At 77.1% G+C, this 13534-nt stretch carries 11 protein-coding genes; 7 read left to right on the top strand and 4 right to left on the bottom strand.

Annotated elements, in window-relative coordinates; translation table 11 throughout:
- Positions 1–26 precede the first annotated feature (26 nt).
- The gene (locus E7744_RS16480; protein WP_137773272.1) at positions 27–2138 is read right to left on the bottom strand and encodes a TPM domain-containing protein; all 2112 of its coding nucleotides are present in this window, start codon (positions 2136–2138) and stop codon (positions 27–29) included.
- Positions 2139–2447: 309 nt separating this feature from the next.
- On the opposite strand from E7744_RS16480, the gene E7744_RS05635 reads away from it, so the two are divergent.
- Positions 2448–4034 (top strand): S1C family serine protease, encoded by a 1587-nt coding sequence (locus E7744_RS05635; RefSeq protein ID WP_137773273.1) that lies wholly within the window; start codon positions 2448–2450, stop codon positions 4032–4034.
- Positions 4031–4831: a PIG-L deacetylase family protein gene (locus E7744_RS05640; RefSeq protein WP_137773274.1), complete on the top strand. Its 801-nt coding sequence runs from the start codon at positions 4031–4033 to the stop codon at positions 4829–4831. Before E7744_RS05635 ends, E7744_RS05640 begins: the two co-directional genes overlap by 4 nt.
- A 44-nt stretch (positions 4832–4875) precedes the next feature.
- Here the strand turns inward: E7744_RS05640 and E7744_RS05645 are convergent, their stop codons facing one another.
- The 3 genes from E7744_RS05645 to E7744_RS05655 form a co-directional block, all read right to left on the bottom strand.
- The gene (locus E7744_RS05645; RefSeq protein WP_137773275.1) at positions 4876–6420 is read right to left on the bottom strand and encodes an anti-sigma factor domain-containing protein; all 1545 of its coding nucleotides are present in this window, start codon (positions 6418–6420) and stop codon (positions 4876–4878) included.
- Positions 6421–6530: 110 nt separating this feature from the next.
- Complete coding sequence (locus E7744_RS05650) at positions 6531–7031, bottom strand: tRNA (cytidine(34)-2'-O)-methyltransferase (RefSeq protein WP_246858621.1); 501 nt, start codon at positions 7029–7031, stop codon at positions 6531–6533.
- Between the two features lie 158 nt (positions 7032–7189).
- A complete protein-coding gene (locus E7744_RS05655; protein ID WP_137773277.1) occupies positions 7190–8158 on the bottom strand; it encodes a DnaJ domain-containing protein in 969 nt (322 codons plus the stop codon).
- Positions 8159–8245: 87 nt separating this feature from the next.
- Between E7744_RS05655 and E7744_RS05660 the strand changes: the two genes are divergently transcribed.
- The 5 genes from E7744_RS05660 to E7744_RS05680 all read left to right on the top strand — a co-directional run bounded on the left by E7744_RS05660 (position 8246) and on the right by E7744_RS05680 (position 13486).
- On the top strand, positions 8246–9385 hold the full coding sequence (locus tag E7744_RS05660) for a diacylglycerol kinase family protein (protein ID WP_137773278.1): 1140 nt from the start codon (positions 8246–8248) through the stop codon (positions 9383–9385).
- Positions 9382–10662, top strand: a complete 1281-nt coding sequence (locus E7744_RS05665; protein WP_137773279.1) for a cysteine desulfurase family protein — start codon at positions 9382–9384, stop codon at positions 10660–10662. The genes E7744_RS05660 and E7744_RS05665 overlap by 4 nt, the downstream gene beginning before the upstream one ends.
- A gap of 28 nt (positions 10663–10690) precedes the next feature.
- Positions 10691–11839 carry a tRNA 2-thiouridine(34) synthase MnmA gene (mnmA, locus tag E7744_RS05670; protein WP_137773280.1) on the top strand — a complete coding sequence of 383 codons (1149 nt, stop codon included), beginning with the start codon at positions 10691–10693 and terminating at the stop codon, positions 11837–11839.
- Between the two features lie 92 nt (positions 11840–11931).
- A complete protein-coding gene (locus tag E7744_RS05675; RefSeq protein WP_137773281.1) occupies positions 11932–12303 on the top strand; it encodes a chorismate mutase in 372 nt (123 codons plus the stop codon).
- Between the two features lie 10 nt (positions 12304–12313).
- The gene (locus E7744_RS05680) at positions 12314–13486 is read left to right on the top strand and encodes a hypothetical protein (RefSeq protein ID WP_137773282.1); all 1173 of its coding nucleotides are present in this window, start codon (positions 12314–12316) and stop codon (positions 13484–13486) included.
- Positions 13487–13534: the final 48 nt, after the last annotated feature.

The raw sequence follows: 13534 nt of genomic DNA on the forward strand, positions 1-13534 counted from the left end.
CCGGGCCGCGGATCCGCTCGTCCTGGCTAGAAGCTACCCCCGCCGGCGTCCCCGAAGCCACCGCCGCCGAAGTCCCCGCCGCCCAGCCCGCCGCCGCCGAAGCCGCCGAAGCCCCCGCCGCCCCAGTCGTCGTGGTCGCCGCCCATGATGCCGCCCATGAGGATGCCGCCCAGGATGGCGCCGCCGAGGCCGGCCCCGAAGCTGCCACCCGCGCCGCCGTAGCCGCGCGGCCCGCCATACCCGGCCCCGGCGTAGCCACCGCCCCACTGGCTGAGGTCCCGCTGGGCCAGCTGGCTCGCCCGGTCGGCGAGCGAGCCCGCCTGGTTGGCCAGGTTCAGCGCGGTCACCGGGTCCCGGCCGGAGAGCTGGAGGGCCTGCTGGAGGGTCCGCTCGGCCTCGGCGAGCTTGGTCCGGGCCTGGGACCCGACGGCGCCGCGGCGGGCGGCGATGAAGTCCTGGGTCCCGTCGATCTGGGCCTGAGCCTGGAGGATGGCGGACTGCAGGGCGGAGGCGGCCCGGCGCTCCTGCTCCTGGCGGTCCCGGATCCCGGACAGCGGCGCGTCGAGCTGGCGGTGCGCCTGCTCGAGCTGGCGGAGCAGGTCCAGCGGGTCGGGGCGTCCCGAGCCCAGCCCCGCCTTGACGCTGGCCAGTGCCTGCTCCACGCCGGCGATCGGCCCGGCGAGCTCGCGGTGCTGGCCGGAGTCCACCAGGGCCCGCGCCTGGGCCAGGTCCTGGGTCGTCTGGCGCACGCCGACCTGCAGGTTCTCGCCCGCCTTGTCCAGGTACTGCCCGGCCTTGGCCACCGCCTCCACCAGCGTGACCGTCTGCGCCACGGCCTCCTCGCCGGCGCGGATGGCCAGCACCGCGGTGGACCTGTCCCCGGCGGCCAGCGAGGCGTCCGCCTTCTGGACGGCGGCCTCCACGAAGTCCAGCCGCTCCCGGGCCTGGCTGGCGTTGTCGGTGACCTCCGCGAGCGCGGTCTCGGCGTACCGGGCGTGCAGGCCCACCAGCTGCTGCTCGGCACCGGCGACGGTCCGGGCCACCTCGGCGGCCCGCGTCCGGAGCGCCTCCAGGGCCGCCGGGGCGCTGTCCTCGAGGTGGCGCAGCTCGTTGAACTCCTCCTGGTGCGCGGACAGGGAGGCGCCCACGGCCTCGCAGCGGGCGATGATGTCCTTGAGCCAGGCGCGCTGCTGCTCCTCGGTGTCCGGGATGTGGTCGTCGAGCTGGTTCTGCAGCTTGAAGGACTCCCGCATGTGGTCCTTCGCGATCTCGATGTCCTTGCGGAACGTCGCGACGGCCTCCTCGCCGTAGGACGCCAGGGCGAAGCCGACCTCCTGCTCCGAGGAGCGGATGGCATCGTCCGCGGCCACCAGCAGGGACCCGGCCTTGGTGCGCAGCTCCTCCACGCTCATCGCGTCCAGCGGGTCCGTGGGGCCCTGCGCTCCGGCCGCCGGGCGAGCCTGCGCGGCCTTCCTCTTCCGGTTCCGGCTCGCCAGGGCGATCCCGCCGCCGGCGAGGGCGGCCGCGACGAGGCCGCCGGCGAGCCAGCCACCGCCGCCGCCGTCGCCCGACTGGGCCGAGCCGGACAGGCGGCCGTCGGTGGCGTCCGCGATCCCCTCCACGGTGCTCAGCGCGGGCGCGGCCCAGTCCTCCTGCCCCGGCTGGGGGAGCGCGGGCGTGATGTACTCCTGGATGATGTCGTTCTGCAGCGGCGCGATGCTGTTGGCCTGGTCCGCGTCGAAGCCGTACTGGCGCTGGTCCACGGCGATGGCCAGGATCGAGTCCTGGGAGCCCAGGCCCTTGGCGGCGGCGACGTCGGCGATCCACTCCTGCCGGTCCATCGGCTGCCCGGAGGCGTCCGTGAACTCGTCCACGTAGAGCACGAAGAGGTTCTGCCCGTCCTGGGCGCGCAACTCGGTGATGGCCCGGGTGATCTCGTCCTCCTGCGCGGAGGTCAGCACCCTCGCCTCGTCCACCACGAAGGTGGCGGGCGGGATGTCGACGGGCGCCTCGGCCCGGGCGGCCTCCGCGAGCGCGAGCCCGGCCACCACGGACAGCAGCGAGGCCCCCGTGGCGCCGGCGGCCAGGACGGCAGGGGAGAGGCGGTGCGACGGATGCGGGACGGCGTGGGACTTCATCGATCACCCTTCGTGGCCGTGACCGGCCGTGACTCCCTCGTCCGGTGGCCCGGTCGGGCCCCGGCGGCGGCGACGGCGGGACCGCCGGCGCGAGGACGTGGTTTCCCTCCGCAGTCTAGGGTCGGACGCTCGGGGACCGCCATGCGGCGGGGTGCGCCGAGGGCGAACTGTGGAGCGCACGTCCAGCATCCACCCAGAGAACATGCTCCAATCGGACAGGTGGACGGGGCAGGATGTGTGCTGGCCCCGGCCCGCCCCCGACGTGGGACAGGGCCCGTGGGACCGGGAGACCGGCAGGAAAGGACGACGATGAACGACGCGGAGCAGCACGGACCCCAGCCCGGCGAGGGCCGGCAGGACGGCGGGCCGGTGCCCCCGCGCCCCCGGACGCCACCGCCGTCGTCCTCCCATCCCGCCCCGGGCGAGTCCTCCGTGTCCGCCGCGCGCGATCCGCACCCCCGCTGGGGGGACACCCAGGCCCTCCCGCGGATGGAGGACGGCGGTGCACCCGGACGGGGCGCCGCACCCGCCGCGGACCGCGCGGCCGGCCCCGCCGGGCAGCCCGGCTGGGGCGCCACCCAGGGGGCCGCCGGCGCGGGCCCCGCGACCCCGGACCGGACGCGACCGGGCACCGGGCGCCGCACCGTCGGCGTGGGCACGCTCGTGGCCGGCATGCTGCTGGCCGGCCTGGCCGGCGGCGGCGTGGCCGCCGGCGTGAACGCGGCCGTGGACGACGACGCCCCCGCCGCCGCCCGGCAGGACGCGGGCACCGTGCAGCAGCAGGGCCACGGCCTGGACATCAACCGCTCGGAGGACGCCACCCCGGTGACCGCCGCGGCCGCCAAGGCCGCGCCCTCCGTGGTGACCCTCTCCGTCTCCGACGGCCAGGCCGCCGGCTCCGGTTCCGGGGTGATCCTGGACGACCAGGGCCACATCCTGACCAACACGCACGTGGTGACCCTCGGCGGGCAGTCCGGCAGCACGGACATCACGGTCCAGACCGCGGACGGCAACGTCCACACGGCCACGATGGTCGGCATCGACCCGGAGTCGGACCTGGCCGTCGTGAAGATCGACGCCCCCGGCCTGACGCCGATCGAGCTCGGGAGGTCCGCCGACCTGAACGTGGGGGACACCGCCATCGCGATCGGGGCCCCCCTGGGCCTGTCCGGGACCGTCACGGACGGCATCGTCTCCAAGCTCAACCGCACGATCTCGGTGTCCTCCTCGGCCCCGCCCGAGGCCGGAGGGGACGGCGGCTCGGGGGACGCGCCGCAGTTCCGCATCCCCGGGGTGCCCCAGCAGCAGCAGTCCCGGGGCTCGATCTACATCAACGTCATCCAGACGGACGCGGCGATCAACCCCGGCAACTCCGGCGGCGCGCTGATCGACGCTCAGGGCCGGCTGATCGGCATCAACGTGGCGATCGCCTCGGCGGCCGGGGGGTCGTCCGGCGGCGAGGCCGGGAACATCGGCGTCGGCTTCTCGATCCCCGTGGACCACGCCCAGCGGGTGGCGCAGGACCTGATCGAGAACGGGGAGGCCACCCACGGTTTCCTCGGCGTCCAGGTCACGCCCCAGCCGGCCACGCCGGAGGGAGCGGAGGGCGCCCCCGCCCCGGGCGCGGGCGGGGCCCAGCAGGGCACCGCCTCCGGCGGCTTCAGCGCCGGCGCCCGCGTGGTGGAGGTCGTCCCCGGCTCGCCGGCGGACGAGGCCGGGCTGCGGACGGGGGACGTCATCACCGGCGTGGGCGACCGCCCGGTGACGGACAGCCAGTCCCTGACGGCCGTGGTGCGCGAGTACCCGGAGGGCGGCACCGCCACCGTCCACTTCACGCGGGACGGCAAGGACGAGTCCGCCGAGGTCACCTTCACGGGCGGGCAGGACCAGCAGTGAGCGGCCAGCCCCTGCCCACGCCCGCCGAGGTCGCCGCCACGCACGGCTGGCGCCGCGTGCTGGCCTTCGGCGCGCACCCGGACGACCTGGACTTCGGTGCGGCCGCGACGGTGGCCGGGCTGACGCGGGCGGGCGTCGAGGTCACCTACTGCGTGATGACGGACGGGGATGCCGGCGGCTTCGAGGCCGAAGACCACCACACCATCACCACCCGGCGCCAGCAGGAGCAGCGCGACGCCGCCGCCCTGCTGGGCGTGCGCGACGTCGAGTTCCTGGGGGAGCGGGACGGCTACCTCGAGCCCACCCATGCGGTCATCGAGCAGGTGGTCGCGCGCATGCGGCGCCACCGGCCCGACGCGGTGCTGGCGATGCACCCCGAGCGGGACTGGGACCGGCTCCAGCGCTCGCACCCCGACCACCTGGCCGTGGGCGAGGCGGTGGTGCGGGCGTCCTACCCGGCCGTGGAGAACCCCTTCGCCTACCCCCGGCTCGCCGAGCAGGGCCTGGAGGCCTACCGGTTGCCCTGGCTCGTGCTCTACGGCGGCCCGGCGGCCCGGACCAACCTGGTCGTGGACGTCACGGGCGCCGAGCAGGACAAGCTGCGGGCCCTGCGCCACCACGTCTCCCAGCACCCGGACGTGCCCAGGATGGAGGCCTTCGTGCTCCGGGGCATGGCGGAGCTGCACCGCCGGTGGAGCGGGCCGGGGGCGGCGGCCGGCGAGGACGCCCCGGAGCGCTACGCCGAGGGGTTCCACCTCGTGGCCGTCAACGACGCGAGCACCATCAGCGGCTTCTGAGCCCCGGGCCGGCCCCCCGTCGCCCGGCGGTCACTCGGCGGGGGTCACTCGGCGGGGGCCGGCGGCGGGGTATTGGGACGCCCGCCGTAGACCGGGCCCTGGGTCACCTGGTGGACGAGGTCCACGGAGCCGAGGGGCGCCGACGTCGGGGTCTCGGAGCCGCCCTCCGGCTCCTCGGTGACCACGAGCTCCGCGTACCGCACGACGCCGCGGAAGGTGACGGGATCGGCCAGGTCCGCGGCGTCGTGCGTGCCGAGGCTGCTCGGCGCCGACCCGTCGGAGGGCATCAGCCACAACTGGTACTCCCGGTCCTCGCCCGGCTCCGGCACCCCGGCGAAGGTCACGTACGCCATGTCCCGCTCCTTGGACACGTGGCCCTGCATGGAGCCCCCCTGCGCCAGGGCGACGGGCTGCGTGGTGAACGAGTCCTCGGCCCCGTCCACCCGCGCCACGATGTCCGGGCCCACGACCAGGCGCACGATGAGCCACAGCCCCAGGGCGATCACGAGGGCGCCGGCCGTGGGCAGCGCCCACCCGGGCATCCGGCGCGCCGCGGTCCCCCCGTTGCCACCGGCGGGCCCGGAGGGACCGAGCCCGTCCACGAGCCCCATGCCCACGTCCTGGGCGGGCAGCCGGTGCAGCAGCTCGTCCAGCAGGTACGACGGCGGCTCGTGCGCCAGCCCCCGGAAGGCCCACGTCACGGTGCGGCGGGCGCTCTCCACGCGGGCCCGCCACAGCGTGGTGAACTCCGGGCCCTGGCGGGTCACGAAGCGCTCGAGCTCCTCGCGCTCGGACTCCTCGAGCGCGTCGAGGGCCGCGATGTCCGCCCACTCCCGGGCCAGGCCGTTCTCCAGGTCCTGGCTGAGGTTGAGGGTGAAGTTGCGCGGCGTGCCGGTGCGCGCGGCGATCTCCGGGGTCACGGCGCGCAGCATGACGGGGTCCTCCTCGCCCGCGCGGCCGAGGTACTTCTCCTGGTAGCGCTTGGAGACCCGCTGGACGGCGTCGCGCAGCCGGGACTTCACGGTGGGCACCGCGACCCCCAGCTCCTCGGCCACCTGGCGGTAGGTCCGCCCGCCCGCCCACGCCAGGTCGAGGGCGTCGAACTGGGCGGGGGTCAGGACCGAGAGCACGGTGGAGGGCCTGCGGCGGCGCCCGGTCACCGGCCCGGCGTTCTCGGGCAGCAGCCCGGTCCCGCGGCCGGGCAGGGAGTCGGAGCGCAGCAGCCGCGTCATCGTGCGGTGGGCCAGGGCCTCGAGCCAGCACAGCACGGCCCGGTGCCGGGCGCGGGCGGACTCGTCGTCGAAGCGTTCCTCCGGGGCGGCGTCCCACACCTGCAGGTAGGTCAGCACCGTGGCCTCGGCAGCGTCCTCCTCCGAGGCGAAGACGGCGCGCGCCAGCCCGTGGACCCAGGGGGCGGTCTCGTCGTAGAACGCCGAGAACGAGGCCCGGTCGCCCTCCCCGGCCAGGCGCAGCAGGTCATCGAGCCCGGGCAGCGAGGAGTCCGGCCCGAGGGGCGACGGCGCGGACGGGAGGGTCTCCGCGTCCGGCGTCGACGGGCGGTGGGGCAGTCCGGTGGCGCGCTTTTCCATGATGCCCCCAGCATAGGAAGTCACCCCGGACGCGACGCGCTGCCACGCGGTTCGTGACCGCCCCGCAACACGCGCCGTAACACGGGCCGCACCCGGGGGCCGGGCGGGGCTCAGCCGGCGCCGGCGAACCCGTGCTGGCGCCAGGCCTCGAACACGGCGATGGACGCCGAGTTGGCCAGGTTCAGCGAGCGACGGGACGGCTGCATGGGCAGCCGCACGCGCGCGGTGACGTTCGGGTCGGCCAGCACCCCGTCCGGCAGCCCGGTGGACTCGCGGCCGAACAGCAGCACGTCGCCGGGGGAGTACCGCACGTCGGTGTACAGGGTCTCCCCGCGGGAGGTGAACGCGAACACGCGCGCCGGCAGCAGGGTCGCCCACGCGGCCTCGAGGGTGGGGTGCACGGTGAGCACGGCCAGGTCGTGGTAGTCCAGTCCGGCACGGCGCAGCTTGGCGTCCGAGAAGTCGAAGCCGACCGGCTCCACGAGGTGCAGCTCCGCGCCGGTGATGGCCGCGAGCCGGATCGCGTTGCCGGTGTTGCCGGGGATCTCGGGGGAGTGGAAGAGGATGCGGAAGCCCGGGGTCCCGGGGGCCGGGGCCCGGGAGGCGCCCACGTGCGGGTTGGTCCCGGCGTCGCCGCCCGTCGTCGCCGCGCGCTCGCGGGGCCCACGAGGGCCGGAGGGGTCGGGGGGATCGAGGGGGGAGGCGGGGACCATCCGTCCATCGTAGGGCGCGGCGCCCCGGCGCTCGGTCCTGCGCCCCGGGTGACGGCTCAGTACATGGCACCCAGCAACCGGGCGAGCACCCGGCGGTCCACCCGCCGCGCGTCCGGGCCCGCGCCCAGGAACATCTTGACGTCGCGGCCGAACTGCACGGCGTTGCCCGGCGGGTCCGTGAGGAAGTCCGCGTGGGTGCCCGTGGCGCGGCGGCGGTCCAGCTGGATGACGGGGGCGTGGGGGTTGTCGTCGGGGCCGAGCACGAGGATGAACCCGCCGACGGTGCAGTCGGGGAAGGCCCGCTGGAGGGCGACCATGGCGGGGGCGAGCGAGGGCGGGCTGACGCGCCGGTCACCGAGCAGCAGCTCGGCCCCGTCCCACCGGTAGGCGCCGTCCGGGACCTGGAGCGAGCCGATGACGGCCAACCGCTCCCCGCACAGCACCACGTGGTCGATGGCCCCGGAGTTCATCCGGCCGAACCGCAGGTCCAGCCCCGTCACCAGCCGTGCGGCGGGCAGGGCGGACAGCACGTGGGCCTGCAGGACGCGGATGGTCCGGGCCTCGCGCACGAGGCGGTGGCCGGAGGAGAGCAGCCCCCGCCGCCGGGGCGCCCCGTGCACCTGCTGGGCGCTGCGCAGCGGGTCGAGGACGGCGGCCTGGTCCAGCGGCGGGTCGTAGTCCACGGTGCCCCGGGCGCCGGCCGGTCCCGGCGCGGTGCCGGCGCGCGCCGTCGCCCGCGCGGCCGGACGCGCTCCCGCTGGCGGCCGACCGGTCCCGGGAGCCGCCTCGGCGGGGCTGCGGGCCGCGGCGGCCGCGAAGGACCGGTCGTAGTCCCGCCGGGCCCCGGGGTCTCCCACGAGCTCCCAGGCCAGGCTCACGCGGCGGAACTCGGCGGCGTCCCCGCCGTAGTCTGGGTGCGTGCGCCGCGCGGCCCGGCGCCAGGCCGCCTTGAGCGTGGCGGTGTCGGCGTCGAAGGCCACGCCGAGGATCTCGTAGGCGGAGGGCCCGGACCGGTTCGCGTTCACGGTCACCCAGCGTACCGGCGGCCCGGACCGGTCCGCGGCGCTCCCCCCGTCGCGCTCGACGGGGCGCCCGCCGGGCACAATGGCCGCATGAGCCGACCGCCGCGGACCGGTGCGCCACACCCTGCCGAACGACCCCTCGTGCTGCTGTGCGTGAACCCGGCCTCGGGGCGCGGCCGGGGGGCCGGCGCGGGGGCGGAGGCGGCCGCCCGGCTGCGCAGCGGCGGGGCCGACGTCGAGGTGCTGGCCGTCCCGCGCGCCGGCGGGGGCGTGCCCGCCGAGGGGTACGCGAGGGCGCTGGCGGAGCGGTTGGCCGCGGCCCGGGGGGCCGGGGCGCCGACCGCGGCGCCGGACGCCGTCGTCGTGGTCGGCGGGGACGGCATGGTGCACGTGACGGCGAACGTCCTCGCGGGCACCTCGATCCCGCTCGGGCTCGTGCCGGCCGGGACGGGCAACGACATCGCCCGCTCCCTCGGCTGCGCGGACGGAGACATCGGCGCCGCCGTCGAGCGCGTCCTGCGCTCCTTGCGCCTCCCGCCGCGACGGATCGACCTGGCCCGGGTGGAGCTGGCCCCGCTGCCGGGGGCGGTGCCGACCGGGCCGGAGTTCACGGGCGACGCGGACGGCCCGGGACGGGGCCGCGTCCGCCGCCACGTGGTGGCCGGTGTGGACGTGGCCTTCGACGCCGCGGTGACGGCGCGGGCCAACCGGATGCGCCGGCCCCGCGGCCGCGCCCGGTACGTGCTCGCCGTCCTCGCCGAACTGCCGCGCCACCGCCCCGCCCGGCTGCGCATCACGCTCGAGGGCCCCGACGGACCGGCGCGGCTGGCCGGCCCGGCGTTCCTGTTCGCGGTGATGAACGGGCGCTTCATCGGCGGCGGCATGGAGGTCACCCCGGGGTCCCGGCCGGACGACGGCGTCCTGGAGGCCTTCCTCGTCCGGCCCCTGCCTGCCGCGCGGTTCCTGCGCCTGTTCCCGCGGGTCTTCACCGGGGCCCACGCCGGCCTGCCGGAGGTGGACATCCGCCGGACACGCGCGGTGCGCATCGAGGCGGAGCCGCCCGCGCGTCCGGCCGGGCGCCGGGCGGGGCGCCGCTCGGGGGAGCCGCCGGTCCTGCACGGCGACGGCGAGCCCCTCGGCCGGCTGCCCGCCACCGTCACGGTGGACCCCGGCGCGCTCGCGGTCCTCGACGACGGCGGCGCGGGCCTCGCTCCTACACTGGAGCCATGACCCCCGCTGCCCCCGGTGCCCGCGTCTACCTCGACCACGCCGCCACCACGGCCCTGCGCCCGGCGGCCCTGGAGGCCTTCACGGCGTCCGCCCGCCGCCTCGGCAACCAGTCGTCCCTGCACCAGTCGGGGCGGGCGGCCAAGCTGCGCGTGGAGACGGCCCGCGAGGCGCTCGCGGCCACGCTGGGCGCCGATCCCAGCGAGGTGCTGTTCACCTCGGGGGGGACGGAATCGGACAACCTGGCGCTCAAGGGCCTGTACTGGGCGCGCCGGGACGCCGCGCGGGCGGCAGGGGAGCCGGAGTGCGACCGGATCCTGCTGACCGGCATCGAGCACTCGGCGATCCTGGACACGGCCGAGTGGCTCGAGGCCCACGAGGGGGCGCGGCTCGAGGTGGTCCCCGTGGACCCGGACGGCGTCGTGGACCTGGACGCGTGGGAGCGGGCGCTGTCCCGGGAGCCCGGGACCGCCGCCGTGGCCACCCTGATGTGGGCCAACAACGAGATCGGCACCATCCAGCCGATCGCCCGGGCCGCCGCGCTCGCCGCCGCGCACGGGGTGCCGTTCCACACGGACGCCGTCCAGGCCTTCGGGGCGGTGCCCGTGGACTTCCGGGCCTGCGGGGCCACGACGATGGCCGTCACCGGGCACAAGATCGGCGCCCCCGTGGGGATCGGCGCCCTGCTGGTGCGCCGGGATGCCACGCTCGTGCCCGTGCAGCACGGCGGGGGCCAGGAACGGGACATCCGGTCGGGCACCCTGCCCGTCGCCCTCATCGAGGCCTTCGCCGCCGCCGCCACGGAGGCCCACGCCCACCTGGCCGCCGAGCGCGAGCGGATCGGCGGGCTTCGGGACCGCCTCGTCGCCGGGATCCGGGCACTGGTCCCGGAGGCCCGGCTCACGGGCGCCGAGGACGTGGACCCGGGCACCGGCGAGCGCCTGCCCGCCGGCACCCGGCGGCTGCCCGGCAACGTCCACTTCGTCTTCCCCGGCTGCGAGGGGGACTCCCTGCTCTTCGGGCTGGACATGGCCGGCGTCGAGTCCTCCACCGGCTCGGCCTGTTCGGCCGGGGTGCCCCGGCCCTCGCACGTGCTGACCGCCCTCGGCGTGGACGAGGACGGCGCCCGCTCGGTGCAGCGCTTCAGCCTCGGGCATACATCGGTGCCCGCGGACGTTGACACGGTGCTGGACGTCCTGCCGGGCGTCCATGCCTCCGCGCTCCGGGCCGGGATGGCCGGTCGCGGCCCCGGCCCGCGCACCGCGGGCAGCCACCGCTGACCTCCGCCACCGAAGGGAACGACACCGCATGAAGGTCCTCGCCGCCATGAGCGGGGGAGTCGACTCCGCCGTCGCCGCCGCCCGCGCCGTGGACGCCGGCCACGAGGTCGTCGGCGTCCACCTCGCCCTGTCCCGCATGCCCGGGACGCTGCGCACGGGCTCACGCGGCTGCTGCACCATCGAGGACTCCCGGGACGCCTGGCGCGCGTGCGAGCGGCTCGGCATCCCGTTCTACACGTGGGACTTCTCGGAGCGGTTCAGGGAGGACGTGGTGGAGGACTTCGTGGCCGAGTACGCCGCGGGCCGCACGCCCAATCCGTGCATGCGCTGCAACGAGCGGATCAAGTTCGCCGCCCTGCTGGAGAAGGCCCTGGCCCTGGGCTTCGACGCGGTGTGCACGGGCCACTACGCCAAGGTCGTCCGCACGCCTGCCGGCTCCCTCGAGCTGCACCGCGCCGCGGACTGGGCCAAGGACCAGTCCTACGTGCTCGGCGTGCTCACCGCCGAGCAGCTCGCGCACTCGATGTTCCCGCTCGCCGACACCCCCTCCAAGGACCTCGTGCGCGCCGAGGCGGCCGAGCGCGGGCTGTCCGTGGCGGCCAAGCCCGACTCGCACGACATCTGCTTCATCCCCGACGGGGACACGCGGGGGTGGCTGGCCGAGCGGATCGAGATGACCGAGGGGGACATCGTGGACACCGAGGGCCACCGCCTGGGCACCCACCCGGGCGCGCACGCCTTCACGGTGGGCCAGCGCAAGGGGCTGGCGATCGGCCGCCCCGCCGCGGACGGTCGGCCGCGCTTCGTGCTCGAGGTGCGGCCCCGGGACAACACCGTGGTCGTGGGCCCGCGGGAGCTGCTGGCCGTGGACCGGGTCACCGGCATCCGCCCCTCCTGGGCCGGCGAGCCGTTGCCCGAGGACGCCACGGGCGCGTGGTTCGACTGCCACCTGCAGGTCCGCGCCCACGGCGACCCCGTCCCGGCGCGCGCCCGGGTGGACCGGGCGCCGGCCGCCCCGGGCGCGGAGGCCGGACCCGACGCCGTCACCTGGGTCCTCGAGCTCCGCGAGCCCCTGGCGGGGGTCGCCCCCGGCCAGACCGCCGTGCTCTACCAGGGCACCCGCGTGCTCGGGCAGGCGACGATCGACTCCGCGGTGAACTCGGCCCGCGCCGCCTGACCCGCGCCGCCCGCGTCCGGGGGAGCGGCCTGCCCGCGCCGGCCGGCCGCAACGATCCGACACCACCGCCCGCCCGACCGTAGGCTGGAGCCATGAACGCCGAGCCCGCCCCCGGACCCCGCCCGGAGTCCGCCTTCGACCCGCACGCCACCTCCCTGGACGGCACGGCCGACCCGGCGGTGCTGCAGGAGCTCTTCGAGATCCGCGGCAGCATCGACAACATCGATGCCACGCTCGTCTACCTGCTGGCCGAGCGCTTCAAGTGCACCCAGCGCGTCGGCCGGCTCAAGGCCGAGCACGAGCTCCCGCCCTCGGACCCCGGCCGCGAGGCCGCGCAGATCGCCCGGCTGCGCCGGCTCGCCGAGGACGCCGACCTCGACCCGGCGTTCGCGGAGAAGTTCCTCGCCTTCATCGTCTCCGAGGTGATCCAGCACCACCGGGCCATCGCCGGCCGGCGCGACTGAGGGGCCGGCCGTGACCCGAGCGACCCTGGCCGGGCCGTGGCCCGGTGCCGACCCCGTGGCGGCGGCGCGCGACGTGCTGGCCGGCCTGGCCCGCCCGCACCTGCCCGTCCTGCCGGAGCTGCCGGCCCGCGGCCCGGGCTCGGACCCGGTCGGGCGCACAGCCGCCCTCCTGGACGGACTCGCCGTGGACCTGCAGCCGCACGGCTGGCGCCTGGTGCCGGAGGCCGGCATGGACCACCGCCGGGCCGCCTCCGCGTTGCGCACGGACGTGAACGCCTTCACCGACCTCGCCGGGGAGCGGGGCGAGGCCGTGGAGGAACTCGTGGTCCGGGTGAGCGGCCCGATGTCCCTGGCCGCCGGGCTGTGGCTGCCCGGGGGCGAGCGCTCCCTCTCGGACGCCGGCGCCCGCCGGGACGTGGTGCAGTCGCTGGCCGCCGGACTGGCCGACTGGGTGCGCTCGGTGCGCGCCGCCACGGGCGCCGCCCGGCTGACCGTCGTGGTCGACGAGCCGCGTGCCGCGGCGGTGCTCTCCGGGGCCCTGCCCACCGCGAGCGGGTACCGCACCGTGCGCTCGATCCCGCGGTCCGAGGTGCGCGCCGGCTGGACGCTCGTCACCGAGGCCGTGCTCGACGCCGGCGCCACCGGCGCCGTGCTGGCGCCCGGCCGCGCGGGGGCCGAGGAGCGGTGGGGCTGGCGGGACCTGGCGCTGCTGGCCTCCGAGGCGCTGCCGGCGGTGGCGGACCCGGAGCCGGACGCCCCCGTGGACCTCGGCCTCGCGCTGCCGCTGGCCCCGCTCGAGGGCCCGGGGGCGGACCCGGACCGCTGGGAGGTCACCGCGGGCTGGGCCGAGGCGGGGCGGACGGTGCTGCTGCGCCTGCCCCGCGCGGGGCACGGCGCGCCCACCGCGGCGGCCGGGACGGCGGCCGGGGACCGGGCACGAGCCGGGACGTCCGCGGCGGGTCGCCCGGAGGCGGTCGGCACGGCACGGCCCTACCGGGGCACCGCCGTCGGCATCGCCCGGACCTGGGCGCGGATCGGCCTGGACCCGGACCTGCTGTCCGCCCTCGTCCTCGGCGCCCCGGACCTGTCCGGGGGCACGCGCCACGAGGCCAACCGGACGCTCGAGGGCGCCGTCGCCGCCGCCGAGGACCTGGAGCACATCCGGCAGGACGGCGGGCTGTAGGCCCCGTCCGGACCGCCCCCCGAGGGCACCGCGTCCACGTCCCCCCGG

This window comes from Citricoccus sp. SGAir0253, from assembly GCF_005877055.1.
In the GTDB taxonomy this organism is placed as follows: Bacteria; Actinomycetota; Actinomycetes; order Actinomycetales; family Micrococcaceae; genus Citricoccus.

Excerpts from the sequence above, each read along its gene's own strand:
- E7744_RS16480 (WP_137773272.1), bottom strand. The coding sequence starts at position 2,138 with ATGAAGTCCCACGCCGTCCCGCATCCGTCGCACCGCCTCTCCCCTGCC.
- E7744_RS05635 (WP_137773273.1), top strand. The coding sequence starts at position 2,448 with ATGAACGACGCGGAGCAGCACGGACCCCAGCCCGGCGAGGGCCGGCAG.
- E7744_RS05645 (WP_137773275.1), bottom strand. The coding sequence starts at position 6,420 with ATGGAAAAGCGCGCCACCGGACTGCCCCACCGCCCGTCGACGCCGGAC.
- E7744_RS05660 (WP_137773278.1), top strand. The coding sequence starts at position 8,246 with ATGAGCCGACCGCCGCGGACCGGTGCGCCACACCCTGCCGAACGACCC.
- E7744_RS05665 (WP_137773279.1), top strand. The coding sequence starts at position 9,382 with ATGACCCCCGCTGCCCCCGGTGCCCGCGTCTACCTCGACCACGCCGCC.
- mnmA (WP_137773280.1), top strand. The coding sequence starts at position 10,691 with ATGAAGGTCCTCGCCGCCATGAGCGGGGGAGTCGACTCCGCCGTCGCC.
- E7744_RS05675 (WP_137773281.1), top strand. The coding sequence starts at position 11,932 with ATGAACGCCGAGCCCGCCCCCGGACCCCGCCCGGAGTCCGCCTTCGAC.